This window comes from Mesorhizobium sp. LNHC221B00 (genome assembly GCF_000502935.1).
Lineage (GTDB): Bacteria > Pseudomonadota > Alphaproteobacteria > Rhizobiales > Rhizobiaceae > Mesorhizobium > Mesorhizobium opportunistum.
Map to the genome: position 1 here is coordinate 26,240 of NZ_AYWR01000017.1, position 13,974 is coordinate 40,213.

The 13,974-nt window shown below is 63.2% G+C and carries 9 protein-coding genes; 3 read left to right on the top strand and 6 right to left on the bottom strand.

The window, feature by feature from the left end; translation table 11 throughout:
- The first annotated feature begins 68 nt into the window (after window positions 1–68).
- Window positions 69–1,115 carry an L-glyceraldehyde 3-phosphate reductase gene (gene mgrA / locus X741_RS145770; RefSeq protein ID WP_023779232.1) on the top strand — a complete coding sequence of 349 codons (1,047 nt, stop codon included), beginning with the start codon at window positions 69–71 and terminating at the stop codon, window positions 1,113–1,115.
- 69 nt (window positions 1,116–1,184) lie between these two features.
- On the opposite strand, the gene X741_RS145765 is transcribed toward mgrA, so the two are convergent.
- Window positions 1,185–2,282, bottom strand: a complete 1,098-nt coding sequence (locus X741_RS145765; RefSeq protein ID WP_023764007.1) for a trypsin-like serine protease — start codon at window positions 2,280–2,282, stop codon at window positions 1,185–1,187.
- Window positions 2,283–2,681: 399 nt separating this feature from the next.
- On the opposite strand from X741_RS145765, the gene X741_RS145760 reads away from it, so the two are divergent.
- Together X741_RS145760 and X741_RS145755 are read left to right on the top strand one after the other, a co-directional pair.
- Complete coding sequence (locus X741_RS145760) at window positions 2,682–3,770, top strand: serine protease (RefSeq protein ID WP_023779233.1); 1,089 nt, start codon at window positions 2,682–2,684, stop codon at window positions 3,768–3,770.
- 146 nt (window positions 3,771–3,916) lie between these two features.
- Window positions 3,917–5,749: a hypothetical protein gene (locus X741_RS145755; protein ID WP_023779234.1), complete on the top strand. Its 1,833-nt coding sequence runs from the start codon at window positions 3,917–3,919 to the stop codon at window positions 5,747–5,749.
- A 64-nt stretch (window positions 5,750–5,813) separates the two neighbouring features.
- Here X741_RS145755 and amrB read toward each other — a convergent pair whose 3' ends face one another.
- The 5 genes from amrB to X741_RS145730 form a co-directional block, all read right to left on the bottom strand.
- Complete coding sequence (gene amrB, locus X741_RS145750) at window positions 5,814–7,493, bottom strand: AmmeMemoRadiSam system protein B (RefSeq protein ID WP_023779235.1); 1,680 nt, start codon at window positions 7,491–7,493, stop codon at window positions 5,814–5,816.
- Window positions 7,490–10,522: a caspase family protein gene (locus tag X741_RS145745; RefSeq protein WP_023779236.1), complete on the bottom strand. Its 3,033-nt coding sequence runs from the start codon at window positions 10,520–10,522 to the stop codon at window positions 7,490–7,492. Before X741_RS145745 ends, amrB begins: the two co-directional genes overlap by 4 nt.
- Window positions 10,519–11,226 (bottom strand): hypothetical protein, encoded by a 708-nt coding sequence (locus tag X741_RS145740; protein ID WP_023764012.1) that lies wholly within the window; start codon window positions 11,224–11,226, stop codon window positions 10,519–10,521. Before X741_RS145740 ends, X741_RS145745 begins: the two co-directional genes overlap by 4 nt.
- Window positions 11,223–11,543, bottom strand: coding sequence for a hypothetical protein (locus X741_RS145735; protein WP_245272759.1), 321 nt, complete (start codon window positions 11,541–11,543; stop codon window positions 11,223–11,225). The genes X741_RS145740 and X741_RS145735 overlap by 4 nt, the downstream gene beginning before the upstream one ends.
- A 194-nt stretch (window positions 11,544–11,737) precedes the next feature.
- Window positions 11,738–13,939, bottom strand: a complete 2,202-nt coding sequence (locus X741_RS145730) for a caspase family protein (protein ID WP_198023993.1) — start codon at window positions 13,937–13,939, stop codon at window positions 11,738–11,740.
- Window positions 13,940–13,974: the final 35 nt, after the last annotated feature.

Sequence of the window (13,974 nt, forward strand, 5' to 3'; positions counted from 1 at the left end):
GGGGCGCGGGCACTGTTATCAGGCGACGATGACCGTGCTCCCTCCGTTCAAATTCGAGGATTCCCGTCATGCCCTACATCCCTGCCGAAAACCGCTATGAGAAAATGATCTACAACCGTTGCGGACGGTCCGGCCTCAAGCTGCCGGCGATCTCACTCGGGCTGTGGCACAATTTCGGCAATGACACGCCGCACAGGACCAAGCAGGCGATCGCCCGCAAGGCCTTCGATCTCGGCATCACCCATTTCGACCTCGCCAACAACTATGGCCCGCCGCCCGGCTCGGCCGAGACCGCTTTCGGCGAAATCCTGCGCAGCGATTTCGCCGGTTATCGCGACGAGCTGATCATCTCGACCAAAGCCGGTTATGAAATGTGGGCCGGTCCCTACGGTGAATGGGGCGGGCGCAAATACATGCTGGCGAGCCTTGACCAGAGCCTGAAGCGGATGGGGCTCGACTATGTCGATATCTTCTATTCACATCGCTTCGATCCCGACACGCCGCTGGAAGAAACCATGGGTGCACTCGACCATGCGGTGCGTTCGGGCAAGGCGCTCTATGCCGGCATCTCGTCCTACAATTCGCAGCGCACCCGCGAAGCCGCCGACATATTGCGGCAGCTCGGCACGCCATGCGTCATCCACCAGCCGAGCTATTCGATGCTCAACCGCTGGGTCGAGGATGACGGCCTGCTCGACACCCTCGAAGGGCTCGGCGTCGGCTCCATCGTGTTCTCGCCGCTGGCGCAAGGCATGCTGACCGACAAATATCTTGGCGGCATTCCCGAGGGCAGCCGCGCTTCCCAGGGCAAGTCGCTGAAGACAGCCTTTATCAACGACCGCACCATCGCCAACATCAAGGCGCTTAATGCGATCGCCGGCAAACGCGGCCAGACGTTGGCGCAGATGGCGCTCGCCTGGGTGCTGCGCAGGGGCAAAGTGACCTCGGCGTTGATCGGCGCCAGCCGGCCGGAGCAAGTCGAGGACTGCGTCGGAGCGCTCAAGGTGCTCGACTTCAGCGATGCCGAATTGGCCGAGATCGACACTTACGCGCGTGAGTCCGATATCAACCTGTGGGCGGCCTCCGCCGAGCGCAAAGGTCCGCCGAGGAAGTAAGGCGCGCGCATCAAGCCGGCAAACAAAATGGCGGGAGCCTCTCCCGCCATTTTGCGCGCTATCGCCGGCTCAGGGTGCTTTCGGCTTCTGGGCCGTGCCTAGCCCCGCCTTGGGTTTTTCCGGCGCCGGCGTCGAGGTCTTCATCTTGGCTTCGATCCAGCCGGTGTAGTTGGCCAGCCGCGTGTAGATGCCGTAGGCATCCTTATGGCCGCAGGCTGCACTTCCGTCCGCCGGGCCTTCACCCCAGCTGACGACGCCAACCTGGACCGGGCCGTCGGCGCCGACCATGAACAGCGGGCCGCCGCTGTCGCCATTGCAGGCGTCACGCACGCCGCTGGTCGTGCCGGCGCAGATCATGTTGCCGGTCAGCGGATCCGTCATATCGGCGGCGATCGCGTTCGCGGCGGCGTCGATGCCCTTTTCCGAATAGCGCATGCGATGGGACAGATCGCCAAGTGCAGCCTTCAGGTCATGCGCATAGATGGCCTTGATGCCGGTGTTGCAGGCGCTGTTGGGTTGCAAGTCGAGGTCGGCGACCATCAGCGTGGTCGGAAATGTCCCGTCCTGCATCTTGCCCCAGCCGGTGACCGTGGTCTTGCCGGCCTCGGGGGTCGCGTCATGGGTGACCTTGATGGCCGGCGCATCGGCCGGCTCGGCAAGCCGGAGCAGGCCGAGGTCATTGTCGAGCGTCTGCTCGCTGTAGCCCTCGTTGACGATGACTTCAGCCACCTTGTGGCGCTTGCCTTCGCTGAGCTCGGTGGCGCCGGTCAGCACGGTAACGGAGCCAGGTGAGATCGGCTGGCCGTTGTCGTTGAGACAGTGTGCCGCCGTCAGCACCCATTGCGGCGCGATCAGGCTGCCGCCGCAGAACTGTGCGTTGGCCTGCGAGGCCGGGTTCTCGTCCAGCCTCTCGGTGGTGAGCAACGCGACCTGGAACGGATAGGCGCCCTTCTCGGCCTGGTTGCCGCCGTAGACCCGGTCGGCGCCGTCCGGGTTCTCCGCCGCGGCCTTTGCCCTGGCATCGGTCACGCGCTTCATCGGCGAGACAGCCGCTTCGGGTCTTGCGTTGCCTTCGCCCGCCTGGCCGGTGTTGATGAATGTGACGGCAGCGGCGACGCCAAGCAGCGAAGCGGCAACGATCGACCCGAACCGATTTGTGATGTGCACCTGAACCCCTCCTAAGACAATTTCCCGCGCGGACCGGCGCCGGGCATTGTGCAACGAGGCGGTGCCGGTTCGGACATCCGATCACTTGCCGCATTCAATCGGCGCGCGATCGGTCACAAAACCGAATCCCACTTTTGCTAACCGTGCCCGCGAGCAGAACCCGCACAAAATCCTATAGCCCCCCACGGGCTAGGTGGAAGCGATTATCATTGCCAATCTAGGATTATTTTAGGCAGTATATCGGGTAGGGTCATTTTGGCGGGGGCTTTTGATTGACCATGGCAAATAACGATCCGGCCTGCGCGCCGATAGGCTTGCTGATTTTTCGACGCCACCACGATCTCGACAATATTTCTGTATTTTGATCCAGTCCTTGCTGACTTTTGGGAGAGTCTCACCATGACAAAACTGACAAACGCTATGATTGCGTCCGTATTGCTGTCCACTGCAATATGGACGGTCTCCGCTTTCGCTGCCGACCCCGGCTCAGCCAGTGCCGGCAACGGCGAAAGCATGCGGGACGTGACTTCGGGCGACTTCAAGCCTGGGCGGGCAAAACCGATCGCACCGCCCAAGCTGACCGATGAAGACAGCCGCGCCGCGCCGCTCGCCGACGAGGCAACGGCTGTCAAATCCTATGGCATCGTCGGGCGTTCCGCCGATGGCAAGGAGATCAAGATCGAGCCAAGCGAGGCGCTGCGGGAGCTTATCATCAAGCAACTGAACGCGCCGGCCGATGGCGCGGACGGGGCCCAGCGCGAGACCGATGATCCGGACCTTGGCGAAGGCGAAGCCGGGCGGCAGGTTTTCGGCCCCGACGATCGGGTGCAGGTCAAGAACACCAAGACCTATCCGTTCTCGGCGATCGGCTATCTCGAAGCCAAGTCGAAGACCGGCTTCGGCAGCTGCTCGGCAACGCTGATCGGTCCGCGAACCGTTCTCACCGCGGCGCACTGCCTCTACAGCCATGAGGACAAGGATTGGTTGGCGGACTATCTGTTCGTGCCGGGCCTCAACGGCAGCACGGCAGACGACGCGCCGTTCGGCGCCTTCGCTTATGAAAGCGCCTATGTGCTGCAGGGCTTCATCGACAATTACCAGGGCTATTATGGTTCGGTCATCCCGTGGGATCTCGGCATCGTCACGCTGAAGCAGGATGTCGGCACCAATTTGGGCTGGCTGGGCTATGCCAATTATGACGATCTCGGCGACTTCACCGCCAACCTCGTCGGCTATCCCGGCGACAAGCCGATGGGCACGATGTGGAAGGCAAGCTGCGAAGTGCATGCCGAAAACATCGGTCCGGAATATTTCCAGTATGACTGCGATACGTTCCCGGGGTCGAGCGGCAGCTCGGTCTATGCCTATGACAACAACTCCAAGCAGCGCATCATCACCGGCGTCAACGTGGCGGAAAGTCCCGACGCGAACACCGCCGTGCGTCTGAACGCCGCCAACATCCAGTGGATCAACAGCCTGTATAAATAATCGCTGCACATTCACGACACGGGAAAAGGCGGCGGGTCGATCTCGCCGCCTTTTTCCTGGGTTGATGCGGCTTCGCTTGCACGGGGCCGGGTCGCCGACTACGCTTCGATCGGACAAGGGGTTGGGGCGTCCAGGGGGCTCAAGGGATGGCGCGGGCAAGGACAGTGTTCGGGGTCGCGGCCGCATCGATGCTGGGCGCGCTGATGCTTTCACCGGCTTTCGCCGATCCGGCCGCCGCGCCTGCCGACGGCGCCTGGGCGGAACGGGTACAAATCCTCTATCAGGCCGATACCCGTTCGGTGTTGCGCAGGGCAGTGCGCGTTTGGGATTTCCATCCGGAGAAGAACCTCGATTTCGTCTGGGAGCCGGCTGCAGGCCAATCGCCGGATCGGACGATCGCCGAGGACGGCACCGTCAATGGCAAGGGCAGGCTGGTTTGGCGGGTGCGAGGCTCGGCGAGCTACGATCCCAAGACCATCTATTCCAGCTATCTCGGTGATGTCAGGAACGGCCGGCCCGACGGGCAAGGCCGGCTCGAACTGCGATCGGGCGAGGTTTTCGAAGGGCATTGGCTCGCCGGGGAACTCAACGGCAAGGGCATGCATATCGACGCCGACGGCAACCGCTACGAGGGCCGGTTCCTCGACGGCATTGCGAATGGCGAGGGTCAACTGTCGTCAACGACCGGGGAGATTTTTGCTGGCTCGTTTGTCGACGGACTGAAAAACGGCAGGGGCCGGACTCGGCTCGCCGGTGGCACGGTCTACGCGTCGCAATGGGTGATGGGCAAGGAGGTCGGCGGGTCGCGCCCCGACGTTCTGGCCGACGCCAGGGTGGGCGGCCTCATCAAGGCGCAGGCCGGTGGCGGTGACGCCGACAAGGTCGAGATCGGTGTCGTGGTCGATCAGCGCATGACCCAGCAGTCCGACATGCAGTACCAGCACTTGGTACGCGACGAGGACATTGCGATCTATCCGCAGGCAGATGAGGACAATGACAGCTGGAACGGCAGCGGGCAGATCACGACCAGCAATGTCTTTGGCAGCAAGGACTGGGACGATGCGCCGGCCTTCGCCGAGGTCGACCTCAAGACGACAGGCAAATCCAAAGTCAAGCTCGACAGCCTGGAAATGAAAGTCGCGTCGAGCGATGCCTACCGCAAGCCGATGCTGTCGATATCGGAGCATTTCGGCTGTGTCGGCTTCCGGCCGGATTTCTCGATTATCAACAATGGCTGGGGCGATGCCAAGGACATGAAGATGTCGATCCAGTTCACAGCGGTGAACGAGGATGGCGACCCAACCGGGCAGCCAAGCCGCATGTTCACCAAGGACATCGGCGGTTTCGGCGAAGGTGTCGACGTGTCGGTCAAGAGTGTGCTCGCCGAGGCTGGCGTCGATACGGCGAGCCTCGAGACCGGACGCTTTCCCTGTCCTTCGGTCGACAGTCTCAATGTCTGCCGCAGCCAACTGACCAACAAGATCAAGTTCGGCGAGGTCGCCGACTATCTCGGCAACATGCAACAGGCGATGACGCTGAACGCTATCGGCAAGTTCGATTATTCCTGGGCGGATGACGAAGGTCACGTCCACCAGCAGAGCGAGCCGTTCCGCACCTCCGTGACCATGGCGGTTTTCGAGACGCCGGAATCGATGGCCGAATGTGGCGATGGCGGCGGCGGCACGCCGGAGGCGATGCGCTACCAGAATATCGAGTTTCCGATCGGCAAGCATGACTACACGATCGCCATGCCGGTGCGTGGCAACAAGAGCATCAGCGCTTACACGGCGCGGCTGAAGATGTGGTCGTCGATGTCGTCGATCCACAGCTTCAGCATCGCGGCGCATTTCGCCGATGGCAGCGTGCGCGAGAGCAAGCCGGTGACCTTCTTCTATTTCAAGCCGAAGCGGTCGCTGTTCGAGACCAAGACCGAGCCGGCGGCGTGCTATCTGCCGCGCGATATGGTCGGCTGCGGCTAAGATATGTCGATATTCAGGTGAGGCCGGCCTGCCTGAATCTCAACATAGTTTAATCGGGCAGGTGCTACTTCCTGCCCATCTCGAAATAATTCGGCAGCGGAATGAGCCTGGTGAAGATCGTGCCCTGGGCGAAGACGCGCAGTTCCAGCATCGATCCCGACGAGCGTTCGGCGCTCTGGTCGAACAGGAAGTTGCCGAGCGAATAAACCTCCGCGACATCGCCGCCGGCCAGCGGCACGATCGCCTCGCTCGACACATGCGGATGGCCGCCGACGATGGCCGACACGCCGCGCAGGCGCATCTCGTCGGCCAGCATGTCTTCGCGCGGCGACGGCTCGGTCTTGTACTCACGGCCCCAGTGGACGAAGGCGACCACCGGCCGCTTTGCATTCTCATGCAGCAGCCGGTCGAGCAGGGCAGGGGTGAGGAGGTCGGTGTTCTTCGAGCCGTTGGTGTCGATATCGGTCAGGCCGACAAGATCGAGATCGGCGAGCGCCAGCGTTTCGCCCTGGCCGACATGAGGGATGCCGGCTTCGTCCAGGGCGCGCAGTGTCTCGGCATAGCCTGACGGGCCGAGATCGTAGGCGTGGTTGTTGGCGAGGCTGACAGCGGCGACATTGAGCCGCTTCAGCATGTCGAGGGCGAGGCCTCCCGGCATCGCCAGCGTCATGTCGTCGATCGCTTCCGGAACGTTGGGCAGGATGACGCCTTCGAGATTGACGATCAGCGGCCGCGATCCAGTCAGCGAAAGGACGCTGTCGACGACGCGGTCGGCGATGCCGTCACGGACCAAAATCTTCTTCATGGCGCGGCCGAAATTCACGTCGCCGGCAAGATAGTAGATCCTGTCCTTTGGCCGTGCCGGGTTGTTGAAGCCGGGGCCGAACGCGCCGAACAGCGCCACCACGTAGCTGGTGGTCCGCTCGACATAATCCGACGTGTGCTCCTGCGAATTCTCGTTGGCGATAACCAGCGGCTGGGCGCCGAACAATTCGCGCTGCAGCCTGGTCTGGATGTAGAGCGCACCGACGGAATCGGCGTGATCGGGCTGGCGCAGCGCCGCTATGCCGTCGAGCGAGCCGGCGGCCAGCATGTTCAGGGACTGCTGGTCGAAACGCCTGGAGTCGTGCTGCGGCAGGTAATGCGAAAAGTCGGTGGATTCGACGATCAGCGTGTCCTGGTCGACGATGGCTTTGAGCGCCTCCGCCAGCCGGTCCCAATCGCCACGCTTCGCCTTCACCGACATCGCTATCGGAACGATGCTCGCCTCGGGGAAATAATGGTGCAGGAAAGGCAGCATGGCCCGCACGCCATGTTCCTTGTCGAACAGGCAGGATTCCTCGACCATGTCGCTGTTTGCCTCCAGCCGGCGCACCGCGTCAGCGTCGGCTGCAACCGAGCCAAGCACGGTGTCGAAGCCGCGCACGGAGGTGGCGTTGAGCTTGTGCGTTTTGTGGAAGTGGTCCGGCGACAGGATGACGATGCGCTTGTAGCGGAAGCCGGAGGCTGCCCTGAAACCGAGCGCCACCAGATCGGCGGCGAGCAGATGATGCGGCACCGTGATGCCGGTCAGCCGCTGGTTGGATGGCTGGACATTGGCGACGTTGGCGATGGCATTTTTGAACAGTGTGGCGTCGTCATAGAAGGGCGGAAAGTTTTCGGCGCCGGGCGGGCAGACGACTGGGGCGGCGAAGGCGGGGAGGGGGAGCAGGGCTAGGAGCACGATTACGAAGATCGGCCTCATGGTTCAGCCAACACGATATTCTCCACGCCGCCGACATAATAGAACGGCTTCTGCTTCGACGCGGTCAGCCGCACCACCTCGCGCGAAATGAAATCGGCGAGGCCGAACAGCGTGACGCCACCGTCCGATGTCCTCGCCTTGCCGCGCAGCCCTTCGAGGATCGAATAGGTGAAGACGCCATGGCCGAGTTCGGGCAGTTCGGCCGCGGTGTTGTTGGCGGCGGTGGCTGAGAACACGACGATGCGCGCATCCTGCGCGTCCTTCTCCAGGCGCGGATTGAAGGCATTGGCAGCGTGACAGGTGTCGAGCAGCATGAAGCGCATGCCCTTGGCCCGTTCGACCGATTTCTGGATGTCGGACCAATCGACCAGCGAGGAGCGCTTCCAGCGCTCGGCATCCTGTTTGCGGCCGTCGGTCGGGATGAAATAATAGTCCTCGTCGATGTTGATGCCGTGGCCGGCAACGAAGATGATGGTGGTGTCGTGCTCGCCAGGCCTGTCGAGGAAATCGGCGAGCTGGTCGTCGATCGTGTCCGAATCGGGCTCCATGATGTTGTCGGCGCTGGCGACCGCATAGGCCTGCTTGGCTTTGTCGGGGGCTTCGTCGAGCGCTTCGCGGTTGACCAAAACCAGCGTCTCCATGGACGAGAACAGCGGCGCCGATTTCTGCGCAATGACCTTGAGGAATTCTGTGGCGTCATCGACGGGGTAGCGCAGGTCGCAGGCGTGGCCGGAGCAGGCGTCGGTCAGGAATGGATATTTGTCGACGCCGATCACCGCGACATAGAGCTTGCCCTTGGCCCCGGCCTTCTCGGTCTTCCTCGCTAGCGCCGTGACGCTGCGCTCGGTCAGATAGCCATATTCGTTGGTGCCGGTGATGCGGATGGTGTTTTTCCCGTCCTCGACCGGTATCTCGACGATGGTGCTGTTGCCGTCCATCGAGCGTGCGGTGAGGTCCCCGACATTGCGGCTGTTCGACAGGATCGAGAAGCCGGAGACATCGGTTCCGGCCTCCCTGGCGCCAGTGATCTCGACAGCGACATAGCCGTCGCGGACCTTGCTCTGGTCTTCTGCGAGACGGATGCCGAATTCCGGCGGCTTGCGCTGCAAAAGCTTTTGCAGCTCGTTGTCGACGCCCGGCCGCATCTCCTCGACCGCCTGTCTGGCGCTGCGCAGGATGATGGCGCGGCGCACCATTTCGGGGCTCCAGAGGTATTTCTTCAACTGGCCGGCGCGAATGAAACGGCCTTCGTGGTCGCGGCCCTGGTTGACCTGCCAGCCGATCAGCTTGTCGCCCTCGTCGGAGGAGTAGTAATAGCCCTGCGGCATCCAGGCGATCCATTGCGAGCCGGCAAAGAACATCGACACGATCAGTTCGTGGGTCTTCAGGTTCCACAGCCTGAGCGTCTGGTCGGCGCTGCCGGTGACCAGCAGGCCGGCTTTCTGCGAGGCGACCATGGCGTTGATTTCGCCGGTGTGGCCGATGAATTCGCCGGAGACCCTGGCGGTCGCGGCCTTGTATTCCAGCAGCGTGCCGTCATTGCCGCCGGCGATCAGGCCAAGCCCGTCATCGATCAGGGTGAAGGCGGAATGGACAAAGCCGTCGGTTGCATCGTTCTCGATCGAGCGCACCATCTTGCCGTCATGAAGTATCTCCAGCACCGCATTTTCCAGCGCGTCCTTGCCACCCGTGGCGGCACGTAGCGACCAGTGTTCGTCGGCCAGCACGGCGCGGGCAAACGAGCCCGGTTCCGTCAGCGGCTGCGGGTCGTCGAAGAAACGCTCGGTGGTCGGCAATATCAGCGCGTTGCTCAACGTGCCCTGCTTTTCCGGGCAGGCCACGCGATCGGGGCAGGGGTTGGCGTTGCCCCAGGCGATGACGCCGTGCGCTGCATCGATGCCGACTGATGTCACCGGCTCGCCCAAGCCCTGCAGCAATGCCTTGTGTTCGCCAGTGGCCGGATCCCAGACCTGGATGGCGTTGCGCGTGCCGCCGGCGGTCGCCACCAGCGAGCCGTCTGCGTTGGCGGCGCTGGCGTAGACGGTGCCGTCGTGACCGGAGTAGTCGAGCAGATTCTGGCCGTTATCGGTGTTCCAGACGGTGGAACGATGCTTGTCGGCGCAGCGATAGCCGCAGGAGACGACCAGCCGCGAACCCTTGGCGAAGGTCAGCGAACCGATCAGGAAATCCTGCTTCGGCATGGTGCGCGCCAGCGTGCCGTCGGCCGCGCGCCAGAGCTGGACCTGTCCGTCCTTGCTGCCGGTGGCAAACAGGCTGCCGTCCAGCGAGGCGGCCAGCGCCTGGACGCTGATGTCCCTCAATTGTTCCGCCTCGGCCGGCAAGGCGATCTCCTCGCCCTTGGCGACATCCCAGAGCCGGATGCCATTGTCGGTGGTGGCCGCCGCCAGGCGGGTTCCCTCGGCGGCGAAGGCCAGCTTGTCGATGTGCCAGGAATCGGCGTCGAGCTTCTTGTCCAGCGTCCAGCCGGTCACCGATGTATCGTCGGGCCGCCAGAGATAGACCATGCCGTCGCCACCACCGGCAGCCAGGGTCTTGCCGTCGGGGGAGAAGGCGAGGTCATAAGTCGCGTAGTCGGCGGCCTTGAGCACGGCCTTCATCTTGCCGGTGGCAAAGTCGAACAGCCTGACGTCGCCATAGGGCGGCTTGTCGCCGAGGCTGGCGCCGAAGTAGCCGCCGGCGGCGATCGTCTTGCCATCCGGCGAAACCGCGACCGCGAAGATCTTGCCGTCGCTGCCATTGCCGAGATAGCCGCGAATGGTGCGCAGCGTCACGCCGCTCTGCCAGTCCCAGATGCGGATGGTCTTGTCGTCGGAGGCCGAGACGATGTCTTCGCCGTCGGGCGTGAAGGCAAGATCGGTGACTTGGGCGCTGTGCCCGCCCGTATCCAGGTCGAGATGGAAGTCTGGAGCATCCTCGGCGCGGGCCACCGAGGCAGAGACCAGGGCTCCAGCCAAAGCAAGCCAGCGACAGGCGCGCGTAAGGTTGGAACCCGGTTTTACCACCGTCATTTGGCTTCGGCAGTGGGCTGCCCATTGCGCACATAGGCTTCGATGGCCGTGGCGAAAGTCGGTGAACCCGCCTTGCGCTGCTTGTCCACATAGCCGGCAAAGTAACTCCAGAACGAGACGGCATAATCGTGGAAATAGGCATCGGTCACTTTGCGCGAACACAGGTCGCCGTCGACGCAGAAGGACAGGCGGTTGAGAAAATAGACGATGCGGTCGAAATTCTCGTTGAAATCGGCAAGCGGCATGTCACCCCCAGAAGCGCTCATCGCCTCGATACCGATACGCTGCCGGAACACCTGCTCCTCGGTCGGCGAGGGATTTGCACTGAGCAGATTGTCGTATTTGGCGTTGAGGGCAGCGAGACGATCCTTCAGCGCCCGCTGCGCCTGCTGGTAGTCCTTGGTCTCCCAGAGCTCGACCAGCGACATGGTCTGTTCGACGCGCTTCTGTTCCTGGTTGGCCAGGAACTGGTAGACCGAGAACGCCAAAGTGAAGATGATGGCAAAGCGCACCAGCATTCCCGACCAGGCGTAAACCAGCATGCGCCAGTCGCGGTCGGTGAACGGATTGCTCTCCTTCTTGATCTCATGGCTGCTCGGCCAGGGGAAACCTTCGGTGGTTTCAGGCAGCGTCTGCGTCGCCGCCGTCGCCTTGGTGGTCGCGGCCACTTGTATCTGCTTTGTCGTGCCCCCCGGCTTTTTCATTTGCAGTTGTCCAATTCGATGGTGGCGGAGGGATCGAGCACCACGCCCGGCGCTTCAAGCTGCTTTTTCAGGCATGCCAGCTGCGGGCGCGAAACCATGAACTGCACGTCGGGCTCCGCCGGCGCCTTGTTCGGCGACGGCAACGCTTCGACCACGCCGCGCGAGGCGCAACTCGAGAGATCGACCACGACCGCGTCACTGCTGGTTTTGGCGAACTGGTCGTATTGATCGAGGAAGCAAGTTGCCAGTTCCGAATTGATGACCACCTGCTTGGCACAGAGGCCGCATGTGTCCTGCGCCGAGGCATTGGCGATCATGAACAGGCCACCGGCAAGTCCGGCAGCCGCTCCACGCCAGGAAAAAACACTGTTCCTCAAGACCGATCCTATCTGTTTCATCAGCCGCTCACCCTTTGGCTGCGGCCGGGAATGTTCTCATATCGCGCCAAGCGCGCAAGGGCCGGCTCGCAAGGGCTGGCGCAACAGGGCCACGCGGCCCTGGTGCCAGAGTTTCAGGCGCGCGGCACCGTCTCCATCGGGAAGATCATCACCGCGCCTTTCGGGCCGCTCTTGTCGGCAAGCCGCATCACGGAGCGGGTCGGCGGCGCCATGCCGATATCGGCGAGCATGTCGGAGAAGCTGGCGGCGCCGAGGCCGCGCGTCATCGACGCGACGCCGTCCTGCGCCAGGAAGCTCAGATCCTCCTTCTCGCTCTCCGGTGGCGCCTCGGTCAGCACGGCGATCATCCGCTCCATGCCGAAACTGGTGTCGGTGAAGGCCAGCAGTCCTTCCTCCAGCGTGGCCTGCGGCGCGAGGCGCTCGGCAACGATGTGGGTGATCGAATAGTCGCTGCCGACGTAAAGCACGTTGATGTCGACCAGCTGGTCCGAACTGTTCCTGGCCAGCACATGCACCTCGTCGCCGGGCGAGACGCGGGGAACCACCGAAGCCTGCAACGGCTCGAGCCCGTCCTTGCCGCTGCGCTTGACCTGGAACTGGACGTCGACATCCTCGGGCTTGTAGTCGGAGGCCGCTGCCAGCCGCGAAAGCCCGGTGGCCCGGAAGATGGTGCGCAAATTCCTGGTCGTCGCATCGACCAGTTTCTGGCGATCGTCCGGGTGGATCATGATCAGCGGCGGTTTGCCGCCGTCCTTCAGGGTCACATCGCCCGACGCCGGCAGGAACCACAGCGCCGGCTTGTCGGTCGCATCCTTGGCGGAACCGGCAATGGCGTTCTCGTGCATCACCGCGAAACGCAGCTCGGCGCTCTTGCCCGGATCGACCAGCTCGATGTTGAAGCCGGTTTGCTTGGCCGTGGCCAACTCGTCGAGAACCGAATTGACGAGAGCGGTTTCCTTCTCAAGTCCCCTGGTCGCGGCAGGCCGCGCGATTGTCAGCCTGTAGTCGACGGCGATCTCCGCCACCCGCGCATAGGCGTTGGCTGGAATATCGGCCAGCTTCAGCGCCGGCTTCTTGTCGAACTCGACTGGCTTGACGCGGCTTTCCAGGTTCTTCGCCGACTGCACTTCGAGATAGCCGACGGCATCCGACAGCGACGACAGCGACGAGGGCAGGATGGCGAGCTTGCTGCCGGGGGTCAGGCGGTGCAGCAGGCCGGCGCCGATCGTCGCCTCACCGTCCTTGACGGCGACTGGCCATTGCATGACCGCGTCCGTCTTGTCGGTGCCGAAGACGCGCGCGTCGAGTTCGCCCTCGAACAGCGGCGTCGGCCGGGTGCGGCTGTCGGCCGAATATTGCTGCAGCACGGCCTGGCCAAGCTGGCGATAGGTGATGTTCGGGTTCTCGGCCAGTTTCGACAGGATGGTGAAGGTGAACAGGCCGAAGCGCGGTGCATCCGCGGTGCCCTTGGGCAGCGGCATCTCCGGCGTCGTCTCAACCGTCTGTGCGGCGTAGAAGGCGACCAGCTTGCCCTTGGCGATCGGTTCGCCGCCGGTCGGCGTCAGGTTGAAGGCGGGCTTGCGCGCGCCATTTTCGTCGAGGCCGCGCGAGGCGCTTGCGGCCGTGTCCTCATAGGTCTTGACGGCTGCCGCCCGGGCTGCTTCGTCGCCGCCGACCAGGTCGGCGAACTCGACCTTGCGCTCCAGCTCGTCGTCGACCTCGACGGCGCGTGTCGCAGTGCCGGAATGGCAGCAGTCGAACACCGCCCAGACAAAGGCGCCCTTGTCGCGGATGGCGTCCAGTGCGTTGCCGATCTCATTGTCGACCAACGCATTGGGCACGCCGGCATCGCGGTTGATCCACTTGTCGATATCGACAGGCAGGAAAATCTCATCGAGCCCATCGGTCTCGTCGCCCTTGACCCTCGCGGGCTGCTGGGCGCCGTGACCGGACAAATGCAGGTAGACGAAATCGTCGCGCTGCACTTTCTCGGCAAGATCGGCGAGCGCCGCCTTGATCGCCGCATGGGTCGGCAAGCCCTTGGCGCCGGGCAAGTCCTTGGCGAGCAGCGTGACGTTTTCGGGCGCGAACCGCACCGGATCGGGCACGTTCTTGAGAAGATATTCGTGAACCAGGCCGGCATCGTTCTTCGGCCCGATCAGCCAGTTCCTCTGGGGCAGGGCAGGATATTCAGTGCATGCCACCAGCAGCGCATGATAGGTGCGCGATGCGGCGAGCGCCCGGAACGGCACCGTACCGGCCGCCATCAGCGCCGACGAGCCGACAAGCAGCGTCCGGCGTGTCAATTTGATCATATTGCTTCCCCAAGCCCGATCGAATTTCCCAAGCG